The sequence below is a fragment of the Mesorhizobium sp. WSM4808 genome (assembly GCF_055811675.1).
On sequence record NZ_JBVVQX010000005.1, the window covers coordinates 443854 to 461154 of the forward strand.

Consider the following 17301-nt stretch of genomic DNA (forward strand, 5'->3'; position numbering starts at 1 on the left):
GATCGCCTCCTTTTATGCGCATAATCTAGGCGCATAAAAGCCCCCACGCAATCCTTCACCCTTCCATTTCCTCGCGCAACATCTCCAGCTCCAGCCATTCTTCCTCGAGCGCCGCCAGCGTAGCGCGCTCCTTGTCGAGGGCGGCGATCGTCTTTTGGAACGAGGCCGGGTCGCGCTCGTAATAGGCCGGATCGGCGATGTTGTTCTCCAGCCTTGAGATCGAAGCCGTCACAGCCTCGATTTTTTTGGGCAGCGATTCCAACGCGAATTTCTGCTTGAACGACAGTTTCTTCGCCGGCCCCTTTGGCGCAGCCGCTTCACTCTTGGCCGTCACTGGCGCTTCGCCGTTTTCGGCCTTCGCGCGCGCCTTGCGGTCGTCCAGCCTGGTGCCGCCGCGCTGCGCCAGCATGTCGGAGTAGCCGCCGGCATATTCGATCCAGCGGCCGTCACCATCCGGTGCGATCAGGCTGGTCACGGTGCGGTCGAGGAAATCGCGGTCGTGGCTGACCAGGATGACGGTGCCGGCAAAGCCAGCGACCAGTTCCTGCAGCAGTTCCAGCGTCTCCATATCGAGATCGTTGGTCGGCTCATCGAGCACCAGAAGGTTTGCCGGCCGCGCCAGCACGCGCGCCAGCAAGAGCCGTGCCCGCTCGCCGCCGGACAATTCGCGCACCGGGGTGCGTGCCTGCTCCGGCTTGAACAGGAAATCCTTCATGTAGGAGACGACGTGGCGCTGCTCGCCATTGATGACGAGGTTCTCGCCGCGCCCGTCGGTGAGATATTGCGCCAGCGTCTCCTGCGGGTCGACCGCCTCGCGCTTCTGGTCGAGCGTGGCGATCTCCAGATTGGTGCCGAGCCGCACCGAACCGGCGTCCGGCTTCATCTCGCCGGTCAGCATCTTCAAGAGCGTCGTCTTGCCGGCGCCGTTCGGCCCGACCAGGCCGACGCGATCGCCGCGCTGGATGCGGGTCGAAAACCCCTTGACCACGGTTAGATCGCCAAAGCTCTTCTCGATGTTCTTCGCCTCGATCACCAGCTTGCCGGACTCGGCGGCGTCGCTCGCCACCATGGTCGCCGACCCTTCGGCACCGCGATGGCCGCGAAAACGCTGGCGCATGGTCTGCAACTCGCCGAGCCGGCGCATGTTTCGCTTGCGCCTCGCCGTCACGCCGTAGCGCAGCCAATGCTCTTCGCGAACGATCTGGCGGCCGAGTTTATGCTGCTCGCGCTCTTCTTCCTCCAGGACCAGGTCGCGCCATTCCTCGAAATGGCCAAAGCCCTTGTCCAGCCTGCGGGTCTGGCCGCGATCGAGCCAGATGGTGGCGCGCGACACACGTTCGAGAAAGCGGCGGTCGTGCGAGATGACGATCAGTGCCGAGGAGGTGCGGATGAGTTCTTCTTCCAGCCATTCGATGACCGAGAGGTCGAGATGGTTGGTCGGCTCATCGAGCAGCAGGATGTCTGGCTCCGGCGCCATGACGCGGGCAAGGGCAGCACGCCTCGCCTCGCCGCCCGACAGGTCGTTCGGACGTTCCTCACCCGACAGTCCGAGATGCTCCATCAGATAGCTGGCGCGGTAGGGATCGTCGGCAGGGCCAAGCCCGGCCTCGACATAGGCGCGGACAGTGGCAAAGCCCTCCATGTCGGGCATCTGCGGCAAATAGCGGACAGTTGCCGAAGGCTGGCGGAACACCTCACCGTCCTGCGGCTCGATCAGGCCGGCGGCGATCTTCAGCAGGGTCGACTTGCCCGACCCGTTGCGGCCGACCAGTGCGATCTTGTCGCCGGCCGAAGCCGTCAAGGCGGCGCCATCGAGCAGCGGCGTGCCGCCGAAGGTCAGTTTTATCCCGTCGAGGTTGAGAAGGGGCGGGGCCATGTCAGCTTTCAGGTAAGGGATAGGGATGAGCGAGCAGCATCGCGCGGCCATGGCCGAGCGCGATTTCGAGGCGGCCCTTGACCTCGTTGGAAATGGTCAGCGACGAACCGAAGGCCACCTTGACGTGGTTCAGCGGCCATTTGGCGCCGGTGACGGTCAACCCGGCAAGCTCGGAAAAGCCGAGCACCGAAAACAGCGTGCCATCGGCATAGTCGAAGCCGGCCGTTCCGCGCAGCAGGGGAATGCCTTCCTGGGCGCCGCTGGTCAGGAGCACATCGGTCCCTGCTTCGGCCAGCCGCAAGGCAAGCGCCAGATGCAGGAAAGCGTGGTCGGCGCGCTTGCCGCCGAAAGCACCGGCGAGCACCAGCCGGGTCGCGCCGCGCTCGAGTGCTGCGGCGATGGCCAGTTCGCCATCGGTCTGGTCCTTTTCCGCCGGGAAGGTCCGGCGCGGCACGGAAGCGAGATCGTCCGGCAGGTTCGCCGGCACGGAATCGAAATCACCCACCCACAGCTCCGGCACGAGGCCCAGCAACTGCGCATGGCCTATGCCGGCGTCGGCGGCGATGACGCGGGAGCCTTCGACCTGACGGTCGAGCCGTGGCGTGCGGATGAGATCGCCGCCAAGCAGGATGGTGAATGTGCTCATATCGTGTGGCCCTTACCAGCCCGGCACGGGAAACGGAAGGCGGCAAACTCCCACTTGCGTGGCGGATCGGGCCGGCCTATGTGTCGAAACGCTCTAACGGGGTGCCGGACGCGATCTTCGCGGACCGGCTGAGAGGCAGTCTCGCCAACCCGCTGAACCTGATCCGGTTTGTACCGGCGGAGGGATTAGACGTTTCGGACAGTCCGACGCCTCAATTCCTTTCAATTCGAACGAAGGAGGCGCCGATGCGCACGCTTTTATACGCTCTTGTTTCAGCAACTGTCGTGGCCTTGTCCGGACCGGCCTTGGCCAAGGACAAGCTCACCGTCTACACCTATGAGAGTTTTACCGCCGACTGGGGTCCGGGTCCCGTGGTGAAGAAGGCGTTCGAGGCCGAATGCGGCTGCGATGTCGAGTTCGTCTCGGTCGCCGACGGCGTCGCGTTGTTCAACCGCGTCAGATTGGAAGGCGCATCGACCAAGGCCGATATCGTGCTTGGCCTCGACACCAATCTCACCGCCGATGCCAAGGCCTCAGGCTTGTTCGCGCCGCATGGCGGCGTAACTGATGTCAACGTGCCGGGTGGCTGGAGCGACGATACTTTTGTCCCCTTTGATTACGGCTATTTCGCTGTCGTCTACGACACCGAGAAGCTGAGGAACCCGCCGAAAAGCCTGAAAGAGCTGGTCGAAGGCAGTGCCGACGACAAGATCGTCATCCAGGATCCACGCACCTCGACGCCGGGCCTCGGCCTGCTTCTGTGGGTCAAGTCGGTTTATGGCGACAAGGCGCCGGAGGCCTGGGCCAAGCTCAAGCCGAAGGTGCTGACCGTGACGCCGGGCTGGAGCGAGGCCTATGGGCTGTTCACCAAGGGCGAGGCGCCGATGGTGCTGTCCTACACGACGTCGCCGGCCTATCACATGATCGCCGAGAACACCGGGCGCTACCAGGCGGCCTCCTTCGAGGAGGGCGAGTATCTGCAGATCGAGGTGGCGGGTATCACCACGACGGGAGCCAAGAATCCGCTGGCGGCCAAGTTTATGGCCTTCATGACCGGGCCTAAATTCCAGGATGCCATTCCCGAGACCAACTGGATGTTCCCGGCCGGCAAGACCGACAAGCCGCTCAATCCGGCCTTTGACAAACTGGTCAAGCCGACCAAGACCTTGCTGTTCAGCCCGCAAGAGGTCGCTGCCAATCGCAAGGCCTGGGTCGATGAATGGCTTGCGGTGATGAGCAAATAAGTTTGCTATCGAAGATGAGTGCTCTACGGCGCCCCCCTCTGTCCTGCCGGACATCTCCCCCGCTTGGGGGGAGATTGGCTGCCATCGGCGATTTCGCCAATCGCCAATGCTGCTGGAGTGAGCGAGGCGTCGAAATTGCCAATCTCCCCCCTTGTGGGGGAGATGTCCGGCAGGACAGAGGGGGGCGCGAAGGAACGCAATCCTTTGTAAGTGCCGCGATCCGGAGATTGGTGGTCCGGCGTGCGACGCGCAGCCTCTGATCCCCGCGTCAGCGCCGGCATTGTCGCGCTTGCCGCGATCGCGCTGCTGATCGGCGGCGCGTTTGCCGGCCTGCTTTTCGAGGGCGCCCATGATTTCTCGGGCGCCTGGGCAGCCTTCGATCCCTATCTGCTTCGCGTCATTCGCTTCACGCTCTGGCAAGCGGCGCTCTCGACGCTGCTTTCGGCCATCCCGGCGCTGTTCGTGGCGCGCGCTCTGTCGCGACATCCACGTTTCTTCGGCCGCGCCTTCATCCTGCAGATCTTCGCCGTGCCGTTGGCGCTGCCGGCTATTGTCGCAGCGCTCGGCATTCTGGCGCTTTATGGCCGTGCCGGCTATTTCGCCGGCGTGCTTGCCTTGATCGGCGGCGGAAGCTGGCCGGGTATCTATGGCCTGTCCGGCATCCTCGTCGCCCATGTCTTCTTCAACCTGCCGCTGGCGACGCGGCTGTTCCTCGAGGCGCTGCAGACCATACCGGCCGACCAATGGCGGTTGGCGAGCCAACTCGGCATGGCGGCGCGGCCGGCGTTCCGGCTGATCGAATGGCCAACGCTGCGCGCCGCACTGCCCGGCGTCGCCGGGCTTGTGTTCATGCTCTGCATCACATCCTTCACGATCGTGCTGACGCTCGGCGGCGGGCCGGCCGCGACGACGCTGGAGGTCGGCATCTACCAGGCCCTGCGCTTCGATTTCGATCCCGCGCGGGCCGTTACACTGACGCTGTTGCAGATCGCCCTGACCTTTATCGTTGTGCTGGCCCTGACGCGCCTGGGCGCCAATGTGGTCGGCGACACCAATTTGCCGGTCGCGCAACGCCGCTATATCTCGGTGAATCGGAGCGAGACCTGGTTGAACGCGCTAGTCATCATCCTGGCGCTGCTGTTCGTCGTTGGGCCGATGGCGGCAACCGTGATGGCCGGGTTGGGTGCGGATCTCGGCCGTTTGGCCAGCGAGGCCACTGTCCGGCAGGCAACGCTGACCAGCGCGGCGCTCGCCTTCCTGTCGGCACTGCTCTCGGTGATGCTGTCGCTGGCGCTGACCATGGCGCGGCGGGCACTGGCGCTGAACCGCCGTGCCGGCGCAAAGACACTGCTCGAACGCGCCGCCGATACAGGCGCCGGCTTTGTTCTTGTCGTGCCGCCGATCGTCGTCGGCGCCGGCTGGTTCCTGTTGCTGCGCCATGCCGGCGATGTCTTTGCCATCGCCCCGGTCATGGTCGTCACCGTCAACGCGGTGATGGCGATGCCGTTCGCCCTGCGCGCCGTGCGTCCCGCCTATGATGCGGCGAGCGAGCGTCACGAACGGCTCTGCGCACAGCTCGGCATTGCGGGCTGGAACCGGCTGATACTGGTCGACTGGCCGTCGCTGCGGCGCCCGCTCGCCACGGCCTTCGCTTTCGCCATGGCGCTGTCGCTGGGCGATCTCGGTGTCATTGCCCTGTTCGGCAGTGATTCCGTGCAGACATTGCCCTACCTTCTTCTGGCTCGGATGGGCAGCTACCGCACCGAGGATGCCGCCGGCCTGGCACTCCTGCTCGGCCTCGTCTGTCTCGCGTTGATCGTGGCGGCGCACTGGCTGGGAAGGGAGAAGGTCCGGGATGCGTGACGGGGCGGCCAGCAGGCTTGAAAAGGGCGCATCGGTGCGGCTGGACAAGGTGTCGTTCAGTTATGGTGAGGTGCCACTTGTCTTCGACGTCGAGTTCGCCACGGCGAAGATCACCGCCATCATGGGTCCGAGCGGTTCGGGCAAGTCGACGCTGCTCAATCTGGTCGCCGGCTTCGAGACCCCACAATCGGGCCGCGTGCTGATCGGCGGGGCCGATGTCAGCGCCGAGCCGGCCTCGGCGCGGCCGGTGTCGATGGTGTTCCAGGAGAACAATCTCTTCGCGCATCTTTCCGTCGAGCAGAATGTCGGGCTCGGTCGCTCGCCCTCCCTGGGACTGACCGAGGCGGACCGCGCCGCGGTCGCCGAGGCGCTTGCGCGCACCGGTCTCGCGGGCAAGGAGAAACGCCTGCCGCGCGAGCTCTCCGGGGGCGAACGCCAGCGCGTCGCACTGGCCCGCGTGCTGGTGCGCGACCGACCGGTGTTGCTGCTCGACGAGCCATTCGCTTCGCTCGGACCCGCTTTGCGCGACGAGATGCTGAATCTGGTTGCTGCCGTTCATGCCGAACGCGCCATGACGGTGCTATTTGTCACCCACCAGCCCGAGGATGCACGCCGCATCGGCGAGCACATGGTGTTTGTCGACAATGGGTTGGTGGCCGCAACCGGCAAGGCTGATGATTTCTTTACCGGGGCTGGTCCGGAGGCGTTCCGGCGCTATATCGGCGCGGGTGCTGGATATTCCACATCACGCGATGTTGCCCGGAAGCGGACATAATTTACGGTCAAACCGGCTCCAGGCGATGTGGCGTTTGCTTGCCATGACCGGGGGAGTGTGGCTAGGTCGCCCTACCGGTCCGGCACAGGCCGTGATTTGCCTGCAGTATCCGCCGCCCGCCCTAAGGGACGGGCAACGGATGCTGCAGCAGTTTGAGATAGCGCATGACGCGTTCCGAAGATCGCCCCCGATTTTCGTGGTCATGCGCCGGGACCCGAAAGGAAGCCGTTCTGGCGATCGGCGCTAACACATTGGGAATGAAACCGCTGGCGCGTTTTCTCGCGCTGGCCGGTTTTGCCGTGGCGTTGGCAAGCTGCCAGATGTTCACGCCGCCGGAAGTTCAGGAATCCGGCTTCCAGCCTTCCGACAAGCCGATCACAGTGGACAATGTCGGCGCCAACAACAAGCTCGCCGAATTGGCCAAGGCGCAGCACCCGCGCATCCTGGCGACTTACGGCGGTGAATATTCCGACCCCAAGCTCGAGCGAATGGTCGCCAAGGTGGTCGGTAGTTTGACGGTGGTGTCCGCCAACCCGACACAGACCTATCGCATCACCATTCTAAATTCGCCCAACGTCAACGCATTCGCGCTGCCGGGCGGTTATCTCTACATCACCCGCGGCCTCCTGGCGCTGGCCAATGATTCGGCCGAGCTTGCCGCTGTAATCGCGCATGAGATGGGCCACGTCACCGCCAATCACGGCCTGCAGCGCCAACAGCTCGAGGCAGAGGAAGGCCTAGCGACCAAGGTGGTCTCCGATGTGCTCGGCGACAGCCCGACCGCCAAGGCGGCGTTGATCCGCGGCAAGCTGAGGCTGGCGCAATTTTCGCGCAACCAGGAGCTGGAAGCCGACGCCATCGGCATCAAGTCGATCGGCGAGGCCGGCTACGATCCTTTCGCCGCAGGCCGCTTCCTTCAATCGATGTCGGCCTATACCGATTTCCGCTCGATCAGCGGCGCCACCGACGCTAGCCTGGACTTCCTGGCCACGCACCCCAACACGCCGCAGCGCATTGATCTGGCGCAGCGCCATGCCCGCCAGTTCGGCGCGCCGGGCGTCGGCACGCGCGACCGCGATTCCTTCCTCGCCGGCATAGACGGCCTGCTCTATGGCGACACGCCCGAGGAAGGCTACGTGCGCGGCGAAACCTTCCTGCACCCGGGCCTTGGTGTGTCGTTCACGGTGCCGGACGGCTTCATCATCGACAATTCGGCAGCAGCGGTGACGGCCACCGGCCCCGGCGACATAGCGATCCGTTTCGATGGCGTTTCCATCGACAAGAACCGGGCGCTGACGGACTATATCCGCAGCGGCTGGGTGGCTGGTCTCGTCGACAGTAGCGTCAAGCAGGAAACCATCAACGGCAATGAGGCGGCGACCGCGCATGCCGGCGCCGAAGGCTGGCAATTCGACATAGCGGTGATCCGCGCTGGCGGCCAAGTCTACCGGCTGCTGACCGCGGCCCCTTCCGCCAGCGCGTCTCTGGACACGATCGCCCGTTCGGTAAGCGGCTCGTTCCGGATACTGAGTGCTGCCGAAAAGGCGGCGCTGAAGCCGCTGCACATCCGCGTCGTCACCGTCCAGCCTGGGCAGACGATGGGTTCACTTTCGGCGCAGATGGTCGGCGTCGACCGCAAGCTCGACCTGTTCCGCGTCCTCAACGCCCTGTCGCCCGGTGCCGCCGTTTCGGCCGGCGACAAGGTCAAGATCGTCACCGACAAGTAGGCGCCGCTGGACGCCTGCCGCCGTTCAGGCGGCAGTCGCCATGAACTCCGGGTTCTGCTTCACCAATGCGACCTTGAGCTTTTCCATGGCGCGGGCCTCGATCTGGCGGACGCGTTCCTTGGAGATGCCGAGGGTTTCGCCGAGCGCTTCGAGTGTCGCGCCCTCGTCGTTCAGCCGCCGTTCCTCGATGATCCTAAGCTCCCGTGCGTTGAGCGCGCGAAGCGCCTCCCTCAGCCAGAGCGAGCGGCGCGCGACATCGATCTTGTCGCCGACGATCTCGTCGGGCAGCGGATCGTCCGAAATCAGGAAATCCATGCGCTCGGTCGAACCCGCATCGTCGGCAATAGGCATGTTGAGCGAGGAGTCGGGCGCCGAGAGCCGCGAATCCATCATCGCCACATCGGCTTCGGAGACGCCAAGCGCCTCCGACACTTCGCGATAGAGCGTGGCGTTGGAGAGCGGCTCCGTGCCATTCGCCAACCGCGCGCGCAGGCGTCGCAGGTTGAAGAACAGCGCCTTCTGGGCCGAGCTGGTGCCGCCACGCACGATAGACCAGTTGCGCAGGATATAGTCCTGCATCGAGGCGCGGATCCACCATGTCGCATAGGTCGAGAACCGCACCTCGCGCTCCGGCTCGAAGCGGGCGGCGGCCTCGAGCAATCCGACATGACCCTCCTGGACCAGATCGCCGAGCGGCAGGCCGTAATGGCGGAACTTGGAGGCCATGGAAATGACCAGCCGCATATGGGCGACGGTGATTGAGTGCAGCGCGTTCTGGTCGTTGTCCTCTTTCCAGAGCAATGCAAGCCGATGCTCTTCGTCACGCTCGAGGTAGGGAGCCTTCATTGCCGCGCGGACCATGATCCGTCCTGCCGTGTCTTCCATCATGAGGCGCTCCCTGGGTGGTGCGAATGACTTTGCAAAGTTGGCTGCCGCCCGGGTTGAAATGCCGGCGTCGTGCCCTAGAACAGCCAGAACTGCCATGCGCGGGAAAGGTTCCGCGACCGCAGCGGCGCGATTGTGTTGCCTGAAGGATTCTCAGGGGGTCCGAGATGGCTGCAATCACGAGTGGAAAGTACCGTTTAGAGAATATGGTTTCATAAACCCGCTGTTTTTGAAATTCAGTTCCTTATTTTTTCGGCTTGCATCTGTCAGTTTCCAGCGCTCACAAATATGCCGGCCAGCCGGCCAAGGACGGGATCACAGAAAAATGAAATGGCTCAAGTCGCTCATTATCGCCGGAACGCTGCAGGCCCTGGCTGTCGCTTCAGGTCATGCCGGCCCCAATCTCGACCAGATCAAGCACGCCGGTGTCATCAAGATCGGCACGGAAGGCACCTATGCGCCGTTCACCTACCATGACACGTCCGGTGCACTGGTCGGCTTCGACGTCGAAATCGCCAAGGCGATTGCCGAGAAGCTTGGTGTCCAGGCCGAGTTCCTCGAAGGCAAGTGGGATGGACTGATCGCCGGCCTCGACGCCAATCGCTACGACGCCGTCATCAATCAGGTCGGCATCACCGATGCCCGCAAAGCCAAGTACGATTTCTCCGATCCCTACATCGCCTCCAAGGCGGTGCTGATCGTGCGCGGCGACAACACCGACATCAAGAGCTTCGCCGATCTCAAGGGCAAGAAGTCGGCGCAGTCGCTGACCTCGAATTTCGGCAAGCTGGCCGAAACGAACGGCGCCGAGCTGGTCGGCACCGATGGCTTCGACCAGTCGATCCAGCTGCTTTTGACCGGCCGCGCCGACGCCACGATCAATGACAGCCTGTCGTTCCTCGACTTCAAGAAGCACAAGCCCGAAGCCAATGTGAAGATTGCCGCGCAAGAGGAAAACGCCGACTATTCCGGCGTCATCGTGCGCAAGGGCGATCCGGAACTGGTCGCCGCGATCAACAAGGCGCTGGCCGACATCAAGGCCGACGGCACCTATAAGAAGATCGCCGACACCTATTTCGGCCAGGATGTTTCGAAGTAATCTACGAGGCGAGCCGCTCCGCGGCCATGAGACACATAGAGCGGCGAGCCGTCTTTGACGGCCCGCCGCTTTTGTCGTGATATGGCAGACGCATTCTCGCCTTGACCAAGCTGCTTCGACCAATCTGGAGGGTCATACGTGCCGCACTGGCTGCAACTGATGCTGGAGTCGCTGCCTTCGCTGCTGTGGGCGGCGCTGATCTTCACCGTGCCGCTGACGCTGTTGTCCTTCGCCTTGGGGCTGGCCGTTGGGTTGGGTGCTGCACTCGCCCGGCTGTTCGGCCCCAAGCCGCTGGTCGCGCTTGTGCGCTTCTATGTCTGGATCTTCCGGGGTACGCCACTTTTGGTGCAGCTGTTCCTCATCTTCTACGGCCTGCCGTCGGTCGGCATCCTGCTCGACGCCTTCACGGCGGCGTTGATCGGATTCACGCTCAACATCGGCGCCTACACGTCGGAAATCATCCGCGCGGCAATAGGCTCGGTGCCGAAAGGCCAGTGGGAAGCCGCCTATTCGATCGGCATGACCTGGGGCCAGGCGATGCGGCGTACCATTCTGCCGCAAGCCGGCCGGGTCGCGGTGCCGCCGCTCTCCAACACCTTCATCTCGCTGGTCAAGGACACGTCGCTGGCCGCCGCCATCACCGTGCCGGAGATGTTCCAGGCGGCGCAGCGCATCGTCGCCACCACCTATGAGCCGCTGATCCTCTATGTCGAGGCGGCGATCCTCTATTTGGCGCTGAGTTCGGTGCTGTCGGCCTTGCAGACGCGGTTGGAGACCCGGCTCAACCGCTATGGCGGCTTCCTGGAGGCGCGCTCATGATCGGCCTCAGCAACATCGAAAAGCGCTTCGGCGACAATCTCGTGTTGAAGGGCGTGACGGTCACCATTGCCGAAGGCAGCGTCACGGCGCTGGTCGGTCCGTCGGGCGGGGGAAAGAGCACCCTGCTGCGCTGTATCAACCTCCTGGAGATCCCGACCTCGGGCACGGTGCGCATTGGCGACGAGACGCTCGAATTCCACCCCGGCGGCAGGGTTCCGGCCAGGGATATCCAGCGCCTGCGGCTGCAGACTGGCATGGTGTTCCAGAACTTCCAGCTGTTTCCGCATCGCACTGCGATCGAGAACGTCATGGAAGGGCTGGTGACGGTGTTGAAATGGTCGCCTGAGAGGGCACGCGAGCGGGCACTGGCTCTGCTGGAGAAGGTCGGGATGGTGCACAAGGCAGACGCCTGGCCGGCGACGCTGTCGGGCGGCCAGCAGCAGCGCGTGGCGATCGCCCGCGCGTTGGCGCCGTCGCCGAAAGTGTTGCTCTGCGACGAGCCGACCTCGGCGCTCGACCCGGAACTGGCGCAAGAGGTGGTCGAGGTGCTTGGCAAGCTCGCCAGCGAAGGCACGACCATGGTGATGGCGACGCATGATCTGCGCCTCGCCTCCAAGATCGCCCAGGAAGTGGTGTTCCTCGATGCCGGCGTCGTCGTCGAGAAGGGGCCGGCCGCGGTGCTGTTCAACAATCCGCAGCAGCAACGGACGAAGCGGTTCATCGCAACGCTGAAGCAGGAGGCTGAGAAGGAAGGCGGCGGCGCGTAAGCGCGCGACCCAGAGTATGTTGATTCGGGCGATGGCCCTAAAAGGGGCGCTGGTTTCCGGGATATCTTGCCCGGTGCGCGAGCTGGCCGTGAGGCGCCCTCCGGCATACTGGCCCTTGCTGCCGGCAGCCGCTAAAATTTCACCGTCGGCTCTCCCCTGACGCCGCGGCTTTTCATTTGCAGGTTCAGATATGATGGCTGACGAGCGCCACGCCAAGTCCGATGAGGATCGAACCGCATGTCTTGGGGATCACCCATCCGGCGCCGCCGCCAGTGAACCGGCCAACGGCGAGCGAGGCGATGCCGACCGCCGCCAGGTCGGCCATCGAGAAGATAAGATTGACGACGATGCCGAGGATGAGGAATTGCAACCCTACGGCAATGGCGGCTGACGGATCCACGAACTGCGGCAGGAAGGTCAGGAAGAACAGTGCTGTCTTGGGATTGAGGATCTCGACGACCATGCTGTCGCGGAATGTGTTCGGGGCCGGCCTGGCACCGTCCTCGCCCATCCGGTTCCATCCCAGGAACATGGCAAGGCCCAGCGAAATGAGATATGTGGCGCCCGCCAATCGGATCATCGAGAAAGCGACCGGCGCGTGTTCCATCAGTGCGGCGAGTCCGACCGCCGCGGCCAGGATGTGCACGTAACAGCCGAGATGAACACCCAGTGCCGCCATCAATCCCGCCTGACGGCCATGGGCCAGCGTCTGCGCGGTCATGTAGAGAATCGCCGGCCCTGGCATGCGGGCGAAGGCGAGCGTTGCGAGGGCGAACGGAATCCAAAGATCCAGCGACGGCATGACGGCTCCTCCCATGTGATCAAGCCGTGGGAGGAGTAGGCTGGGGGTCAGGCCGAAAACATACGGCAGATGCCGTATTTGGATCGTGATCGGGCTTGGCTAATCTGCCGATGGTTAAGGGGACGTTGCCGAGCGGCTGCGATGTCAGCCGGCGGGCAATCCCAGACGAACCGCGTAGGCGGTCAGTTCGGCGGTGTTGTGGAGATTGAGCTTGCCCATCAGGTTTTCGCGATGCTTGCGAGCGGTCGGCAGGCTGATACCCAGCCGTTCGGCGATGTCGCGCGTGATCATGCCTTGCGCCACCAGTTGAAGGATCTGCCGTTCGCGCCGCGTCAGCGGCACCGGGGAGAGGATTTCCTGTGCGGCTATCGGCTCGCTGCCCCTGCCCATATCGCTGACGGCGAAGCGAACGGTTTTCGTCAGATAGGTGCCCCCTTCTTGACCGCTTCGATGGCGGCGCCGAGTTCCTCGGGATCGCCGTCCTTGGTCAGGTAGGCGCTGGCGCCGGCACTGAGCGCGGCGCGCACCGTCCTCGGCTCGATATTGGCCGTCAGCACCACGATGCGCAGGTGTGGCGCCAAGGTCCTGATGGTGGCGATGAACTGCATCCCGGCGACACCTGGCATGCCGAGGTCGAGGATCAAAAGGTCGGCGCGCGTGCTTCGCAGTTGGCCAAGCAGCGCCTCGCCATCCGCAGCCTCGGCGACGACCGAGACATTGTCCATCGCCGAGATGAGCAGCTTCAGCCCCTCGCGCACGATGGCATGGTCGTCGGCGAGTATGGCGGTGAGCGGGCGAATCATCAGGGCATCATCCAGGACTGCAGCGGCGTATATGGATCAATCGCCAACTTATGCGAAACAGGTTGCCGGTAGATCAACGGTACCGGGGAAGACCGCCCGGAGAATACTTGGGGCAATTGGGGGGATTCGATGCAGGAAGACAAGATACGCCAGGCCCTGATCGAACTCCTGTATCGCAATTCCTACGGCGTGGTCATCTCCAACATCGTGATCTCGATGGCGGCGGTCTATGTGCTGAGAACGGCCGTTTCCACCCATTGGCTGATCGGCTGGCTGGCGGCGCTGTATCTGCTGACGGCTATCCGGGTGCTGGCGTCGCGCCGTTTTTTCAGCCGCGCCCGGGATCGCCACTCGATCTTGCGCTGGGCACGGCTGGCGACGGCATTTTCCTGCATGTCAGGCCTTCTGTGGGGTGTGCTTGGCTGGGTCGGATTCATGCCCGAGGCGCCGATCGTGCTGTCCTTCACGGTCATCGTCCTGACTGGTCTCGTCTGCGGCACCGTGCCGTCTCTGTCGGCCTTTCCGCCGGCGCTGGTTGGTTCCATCCTGGCCACGGTGGTGCCGGTCGCCCTGCGCTGCCTGACCACCCAAAGCGATATTTCCGGCGCCTTCCTGTTCCTGCTCGCGTCGCTGGTGGCGATCAATTTCTACTACTGCCGTATCACCTACCGCATGCTGCGCGAAACCGTCAGCCTGCGACTGGAGAACGAAACGCTGGTCGAGCATCTGCAAGAGGAACGCGACAGGGCGCAGACCGCCGACCGTGCCAAGACGCGTTTTCTGGCGGCGGCGAGTCACGATCTGCGCCAACCGATCCATGCCCTGAGCCTGCTGGTCTCGACGCTTGCCGTTTTGGGGCAGCGCGGCGACGTACCCTCCCGCGAGGCGCGCGACCTGGCCAGCCGGGCGAAATCGGTTGTCAGCAACTTCAGTGGGCTGCTCAACGCTTTGCTCGATATCTCCCGGCTCGATGCGGGCATCGTCACGGTCGCGAGCGAGGCGGTGCCGCTGCGCGACCTCTTTGGTGATCTTCGCAATGAATTCGCCGCCGAGGCGAAACAGCGCGGACTTACGTGGCGCGTGGTCGACAGCGGCCTCTGCGTCGACAGCGACCCGATGATGCTGAAGCGCATTCTCAACAACCTGGTGTCGAATGCCTTTCGCTACACCAAGCAAGGTGGTGTCCTGCTGGGCTGTCGCCGGCGCGGCGCATGTGTGGAGATACAGGTCCTCGACAGCGGCCCCGGCATCCCCGCCGATCAGCAGGGGATGGTCTTCGAGGACTTCGTGCAGTTGCAGAACCCGGCGCGGGACCGCACGCAAGGCCTGGGACTCGGGCTCGCCATCGTTCGCCGCACCGCCGACCTGTTGGGGCACCCGCTGAAATTGGCTTCGACGTCCGGACGCGGTTCCCTGTTTTCCATCACCGTCGCGAAGGCCGGCGCGGTGCAGGCTCGCTCAGAGGTCGACACGACATCGCCGGCCAGCAGTGCCGCCGGCATCATGGTGGTCGAGGATGAGGGCGACGTTCTCGATGCCATGGTGCGCTTGCTCAGCCTGGAAGGACATCGTGTCTATCCCGGCCGCTCCGCCGCAGAGGCACGGAAGGCCCATGCGGCGGCGCTGGCTGCCGGCGATGCGCCGGTCGACCTGATCATCGCAGACTACCGTCTCGAGAATGACACCACCGGCACCGACGCGATCCGTGCGCTTCACGCCCATATCGGCCGCGTTGTCCCGACCATCATCATCACCGGCGATACCTCGCCTTCGCGCCTCAAGGAGATCAGCGCCAGCGGCAGCCGCATCCTGCACAAGCCGATCGCCGACGAGGAATTGCGCGAAACCATTGCTGCGGTCTGCTTTGCTGGCAAGGCGACAAGTGGGGACACACGTTAAACGAAAACGCGCGCTGGACGGCACCACGGTTCGGCGCGCCGGCAAGCCGTGATGCAGCACGCTGGCGCGCGGTGCATCTTCAACATCGAAGCTGCCGCCCAAAAGCAAAAGAGGCCCCGGTCAAACCGGAGCCTCCAATCGTTTCAGGCAGGATCTCTCGAAAAGGCGAGAAGGATCAGGCAGCTTCTTCCTGCTCGGCCTCTTCATTGTCGGCCTTGGCGCCCCGCTTAGGGCCCTTGTTGAGGTTGACCTCGATCAAGCGCACGGCTTCGGTTTCCGACATGCGGTTGACGGCCGCGATCTCGCGGGCCATGCGGTCGAGCGCCGCCTCATAGAGCTGGCGCTCGGAATAGGACTGCTCCGGCTGGTTGTCGGCGCGGTAGAGGTCGCGCACGACTTCCGAGATCGAGATCAGGTCGCCCGAATTGATCTTCGCATCATATTCCTGGGCGCGGCGCGACCACATGGTGCGCTTGACACGGGCGCGGCCCTGCACGACCTTCAGCGCGCGCTCGACATAATCCTCCTCCGACAGCTTGCGCATGCCGATGGAGGTCGCCTTGGCGACCGGCACCTTCAGGCGCATCTTGTCCTTCGAAAAGTCGATGACGAACAGTTCCAGCTTGTGTCCAGCAACTTCCTGCTCGTCGATCGAGACGATCTGGCCGACGCCGTGCGCCGGGTAGACGATGTACTCGCCGGTCTTGAAACCGTGACGCGCAGCGGTGGACTTCTTCTGCGGGGTGATCGTTGCCATTACGCCCTGAACTCCTTGTTGTGGCACCGGCGTCCTGCCGGTCCGAACTCGCGCGATCGGGGAAGCCGATCGTTAGCCGCACAACAGATGAACCCATCGGAAAAGCCGGACCGGCAAACCGCAACATCGCGACCGCCTGGCCCAGATCGCTCTGGTCCGAATGGGATTTTCACCTTTCAGTGATTTGGGGCGTCTGCGCCATAAATCGACGTTGTGTCACCGGCATGTTTCGCTGATGTAACACAAAAAGTCGGAAGAATCAAGGTTTTGCTGCATACGCGAAGGCCACAGGTCAGCGCCGGCTGTCAAGCCGGTTAATGTGACGTGCCTCTTACCCAGCGTAATACCGGCCTTTGCGGCCGTGTTGTCAATCGCCTTCGCCGGGCTCGGCCGAGAAGTATTTCTCAAACTTGCCGGCCTCGCCGTCGAAGGATTTGGCGTCTGCCGGCGGTTCCTTCTTGGCGGTGATGTTGGGCCATTTCTCGGCGTATTCGGTGTTGACCTGCAGCCATTTGTCGAGGCCGGGTTCGGTGTCCGGCTTGATTGCGTCGGCCGGGCATTCCGGCTCGCAAACGCCGCAGTCGATGCACTCGTCGGGGTGGATGACGAGCATGTTCTCGCCTTCGTAGAAACAGTCGACCGGACAGACTTCGATGCAGTCCATGTATTTGCATTTGATGCAATTGTCGGTCACGACATAGGTCATCGGTCGGCTCCGGGACGTCCCATTTTGTTGGGCTTTTTCCGTCAGGTAACGCCTTTGTCGACCGCTTGCAAGGGTAGCCATTGCGGACGGTGCCGGTGTTTCCGGAATGGAATTCCAGACTGCAGGCCCGGCGGAAGTCAGTCATGTCCCGCAGAGCGTCTGTTTGCCGGGCTCAGTTCTCGCCTCAGGCGTGCCGTTGTCCCAGAACCACTGCGTGTTTTTGGACGCCAGGCATCAATCTTCGCCGAGCAATCGGTCGGTCTGGCGACGTTCCTTCTTGGTCGGGCGGCCGCTGCCGGCCTCGCGCAGCCCCGGAATTGCATCGGGAGGGGCTTCGCCCTTCGGTGCGGGCGGTGGCGACATATCCTCGTAGAGCGTCCGGGCCTCCTCGGCCGGGCCGCGCCGTGCACCGGCACCAAGCACCTTCCAGATGAAGATGCGGCGTTCGAGCGTGATGGTCAGGACGTCGCCTGGCTTGACTTGGTCGGAGGCCTGCGCTGCTTTGTCGCGATTGATGCGGACGCGGCCGGCGACGACCAACTTCGCCGCCAGCGAGCGCGATTTCACGGCGCGGGAGAAGAACAGCCATTTGTCGATGCGCTGGCGGCCTTCGGCAACCATCGAAGCGAGCCG

The 17301-nt window shown here is 63.7% G+C and carries 17 protein-coding genes and 1 riboswitch; of the genes, 8 read left to right on the forward strand and 9 right to left on the reverse strand.

The annotated features are described in order from the left end of the window. Positions 1-55 precede the first annotated feature (55 nt). Complete coding sequence (locus tag AC0L2U_RS12180; RefSeq protein ID WP_127380673.1) at positions 56-1876, reverse strand: ABC-F family ATP-binding cassette domain-containing protein; 1821 nt, start codon at positions 1874-1876, stop codon at positions 56-58. Between the two features lies 1 nt (position 1877). Beyond that, positions 1878-2522 (reverse strand): thiamine diphosphokinase, encoded by a 645-nt coding sequence (locus AC0L2U_RS12185; RefSeq protein WP_128289264.1) that lies wholly within the window; start codon positions 2520-2522, stop codon positions 1878-1880. 87 nt (positions 2523-2609) lie between these two features. Next, positions 2610-2724: riboswitch (TPP riboswitch) on the forward strand. A gap of 43 nt (positions 2725-2767) precedes the next feature. Here AC0L2U_RS12185 and thiB point away from each other — a divergent pair. From thiB to AC0L2U_RS12205, 4 genes are all read left to right on the forward strand, one after another. Beyond that, positions 2768-3766 (forward strand): thiamine ABC transporter substrate binding subunit, encoded by a 999-nt coding sequence (thiB, locus tag AC0L2U_RS12190; RefSeq protein ID WP_473601963.1) that lies wholly within the window; start codon positions 2768-2770, stop codon positions 3764-3766. Between the two features lie 240 nt (positions 3767-4006). Beyond that, the gene (gene thiP / locus AC0L2U_RS12195; protein ID WP_127809034.1) at positions 4007-5629 is read left to right on the forward strand and encodes a thiamine/thiamine pyrophosphate ABC transporter permease; all 1623 of its coding nucleotides are present in this window, start codon (positions 4007-4009) and stop codon (positions 5627-5629) included. After that, positions 5622-6404 (forward strand): thiamine ABC transporter ATP-binding protein, encoded by a 783-nt coding sequence (gene thiQ, locus AC0L2U_RS12200; protein WP_127395564.1) that lies wholly within the window; start codon positions 5622-5624, stop codon positions 6402-6404. Before thiP ends, thiQ begins: the two co-directional genes overlap by 8 nt. A 257-nt stretch (positions 6405-6661) precedes the next feature. Next, positions 6662-8131 (forward strand): M48 family metalloprotease, encoded by a 1470-nt coding sequence (locus AC0L2U_RS12205; protein ID WP_127809036.1) that lies wholly within the window; start codon positions 6662-6664, stop codon positions 8129-8131. Positions 8132-8155: 24 nt separating this feature from the next. Here AC0L2U_RS12205 and AC0L2U_RS12210 read toward each other — a convergent pair whose 3' ends face one another. Then, positions 8156-9019: an RNA polymerase factor sigma-32 gene (locus AC0L2U_RS12210; RefSeq protein WP_023814301.1), complete on the reverse strand. Its 864-nt coding sequence runs from the start codon at positions 9017-9019 to the stop codon at positions 8156-8158. A 322-nt stretch (positions 9020-9341) separates the two neighbouring features. On the opposite strand from AC0L2U_RS12210, the gene AC0L2U_RS12215 reads away from it, so the two are divergent. The 3 genes from AC0L2U_RS12215 (at position 9342) to AC0L2U_RS12225 (ending at position 11701) form a co-directional block, all read left to right on the forward strand. Then, positions 9342-10115, forward strand: a complete 774-nt coding sequence (locus AC0L2U_RS12215; RefSeq protein ID WP_127809037.1) for an amino acid ABC transporter substrate-binding protein — start codon at positions 9342-9344, stop codon at positions 10113-10115. A 138-nt stretch (positions 10116-10253) separates the two neighbouring features. Then, entirely contained in the window at positions 10254-10934 is a 681-nt protein-coding gene (locus AC0L2U_RS12220) for an amino acid ABC transporter permease (RefSeq protein WP_127267252.1), read from the forward strand. Beyond that, a complete protein-coding gene (locus AC0L2U_RS12225) occupies positions 10931-11701 on the forward strand; it encodes an amino acid ABC transporter ATP-binding protein (RefSeq protein WP_127267253.1) in 771 nt (256 codons plus the stop codon). Before AC0L2U_RS12220 ends, AC0L2U_RS12225 begins: the two co-directional genes overlap by 4 nt. Before the next feature lie 184 nt (positions 11702-11885). Here the strand turns inward: AC0L2U_RS12225 and AC0L2U_RS12230 are convergent, their stop codons facing one another. The 3 genes from AC0L2U_RS12230 to AC0L2U_RS12240 all read right to left on the reverse strand — a co-directional run bounded on the left by AC0L2U_RS12230 (position 11886) and on the right by AC0L2U_RS12240 (position 13306). Next, the gene (locus AC0L2U_RS12230) at positions 11886-12503 is read right to left on the reverse strand and encodes a LysE family translocator (RefSeq protein ID WP_473601964.1); all 618 of its coding nucleotides are present in this window, start codon (positions 12501-12503) and stop codon (positions 11886-11888) included. A 144-nt stretch (positions 12504-12647) separates the two neighbouring features. Then, complete coding sequence (locus AC0L2U_RS12235) at positions 12648-12893, reverse strand: LuxR C-terminal-related transcriptional regulator (protein WP_473601965.1); 246 nt, start codon at positions 12891-12893, stop codon at positions 12648-12650. 29 nt (positions 12894-12922) lie between these two features. Further along, positions 12923-13306, reverse strand: a complete 384-nt coding sequence (locus tag AC0L2U_RS12240; RefSeq protein WP_473601966.1) for a response regulator — start codon at positions 13304-13306, stop codon at positions 12923-12925. Positions 13307-13435: 129 nt separating this feature from the next. Between AC0L2U_RS12240 and AC0L2U_RS12245 the strand changes: the two genes are divergently transcribed. Then, positions 13436-15205, forward strand: a complete 1770-nt coding sequence (locus AC0L2U_RS12245) for a hybrid sensor histidine kinase/response regulator (protein WP_473601967.1) — start codon at positions 13436-13438, stop codon at positions 15203-15205. A gap of 175 nt (positions 15206-15380) precedes the next feature. Here AC0L2U_RS12245 and AC0L2U_RS12250 read toward each other — a convergent pair whose 3' ends face one another. The 3 genes from AC0L2U_RS12250 to AC0L2U_RS12260 form a co-directional block, all read right to left on the reverse strand. Further along, positions 15381-15962, reverse strand: a complete 582-nt coding sequence (locus AC0L2U_RS12250) for a CarD family transcriptional regulator (RefSeq protein ID WP_013529179.1) — start codon at positions 15960-15962, stop codon at positions 15381-15383. A 367-nt stretch (positions 15963-16329) separates the two neighbouring features. Further along, complete coding sequence (gene fdxA, locus AC0L2U_RS12255; RefSeq protein ID WP_013529180.1) at positions 16330-16668, reverse strand: ferredoxin FdxA; 339 nt, start codon at positions 16666-16668, stop codon at positions 16330-16332. A 234-nt stretch (positions 16669-16902) separates the two neighbouring features. Next, positions 16903-17289 (reverse strand): RNA-binding S4 domain-containing protein, encoded by a 387-nt coding sequence (locus tag AC0L2U_RS12260; RefSeq protein ID WP_023814308.1) that lies wholly within the window; start codon positions 17287-17289, stop codon positions 16903-16905. Positions 17290-17301 lie beyond the last annotated feature (12 nt).

Excerpts from the sequence above, each read along its gene's own strand:
- AC0L2U_RS12180 (WP_127380673.1), bottom strand. The coding sequence starts at position 1,876 with ATGGCCCCGCCCCTTCTCAACCTCGACGGGATAAAACTGACCTTCGGC.
- AC0L2U_RS12185 (WP_128289264.1), bottom strand. The coding sequence starts at position 2,522 with ATGAGCACATTCACCATCCTGCTTGGCGGCGATCTCATCCGCACGCCA.
- thiB (WP_473601963.1), top strand. The coding sequence starts at position 2,768 with ATGCGCACGCTTTTATACGCTCTTGTTTCAGCAACTGTCGTGGCCTTG.
- thiQ (WP_127395564.1), top strand. The coding sequence starts at position 5,622 with ATGCGTGACGGGGCGGCCAGCAGGCTTGAAAAGGGCGCATCGGTGCGG.
- AC0L2U_RS12205 (WP_127809036.1), top strand. The coding sequence starts at position 6,662 with ATGAAACCGCTGGCGCGTTTTCTCGCGCTGGCCGGTTTTGCCGTGGCG.
- AC0L2U_RS12210 (WP_023814301.1), bottom strand. The coding sequence starts at position 9,019 with ATGATGGAAGACACGGCAGGACGGATCATGGTCCGCGCGGCAATGAAG.
- AC0L2U_RS12215 (WP_127809037.1), top strand. The coding sequence starts at position 9,342 with ATGAAATGGCTCAAGTCGCTCATTATCGCCGGAACGCTGCAGGCCCTG.
- AC0L2U_RS12225 (WP_127267253.1), top strand. The coding sequence starts at position 10,931 with ATGATCGGCCTCAGCAACATCGAAAAGCGCTTCGGCGACAATCTCGTG.
- AC0L2U_RS12230 (WP_473601964.1), bottom strand. The coding sequence starts at position 12,503 with ATGCCGTCGCTGGATCTTTGGATTCCGTTCGCCCTCGCAACGCTCGCC.
- AC0L2U_RS12235 (WP_473601965.1), bottom strand. The coding sequence starts at position 12,893 with ATGGGCAGGGGCAGCGAGCCGATAGCCGCACAGGAAATCCTCTCCCCG.
- AC0L2U_RS12240 (WP_473601966.1), bottom strand. The coding sequence starts at position 13,306 with ATGATTCGCCCGCTCACCGCCATACTCGCCGACGACCATGCCATCGTG.
- AC0L2U_RS12245 (WP_473601967.1), top strand. The coding sequence starts at position 13,436 with ATGCAGGAAGACAAGATACGCCAGGCCCTGATCGAACTCCTGTATCGC.
- AC0L2U_RS12250 (WP_013529179.1), bottom strand. The coding sequence starts at position 15,962 with ATGGCAACGATCACCCCGCAGAAGAAGTCCACCGCTGCGCGTCACGGT.
- fdxA (WP_013529180.1), bottom strand. The coding sequence starts at position 16,668 with ATGACCTATGTCGTGACCGACAATTGCATCAAATGCAAATACATGGAC.
- AC0L2U_RS12260 (WP_023814308.1), bottom strand. The coding sequence starts at position 17,289 with ATGGTTGCCGAAGGCCGCCAGCGCATCGACAAATGGCTGTTCTTCTCC.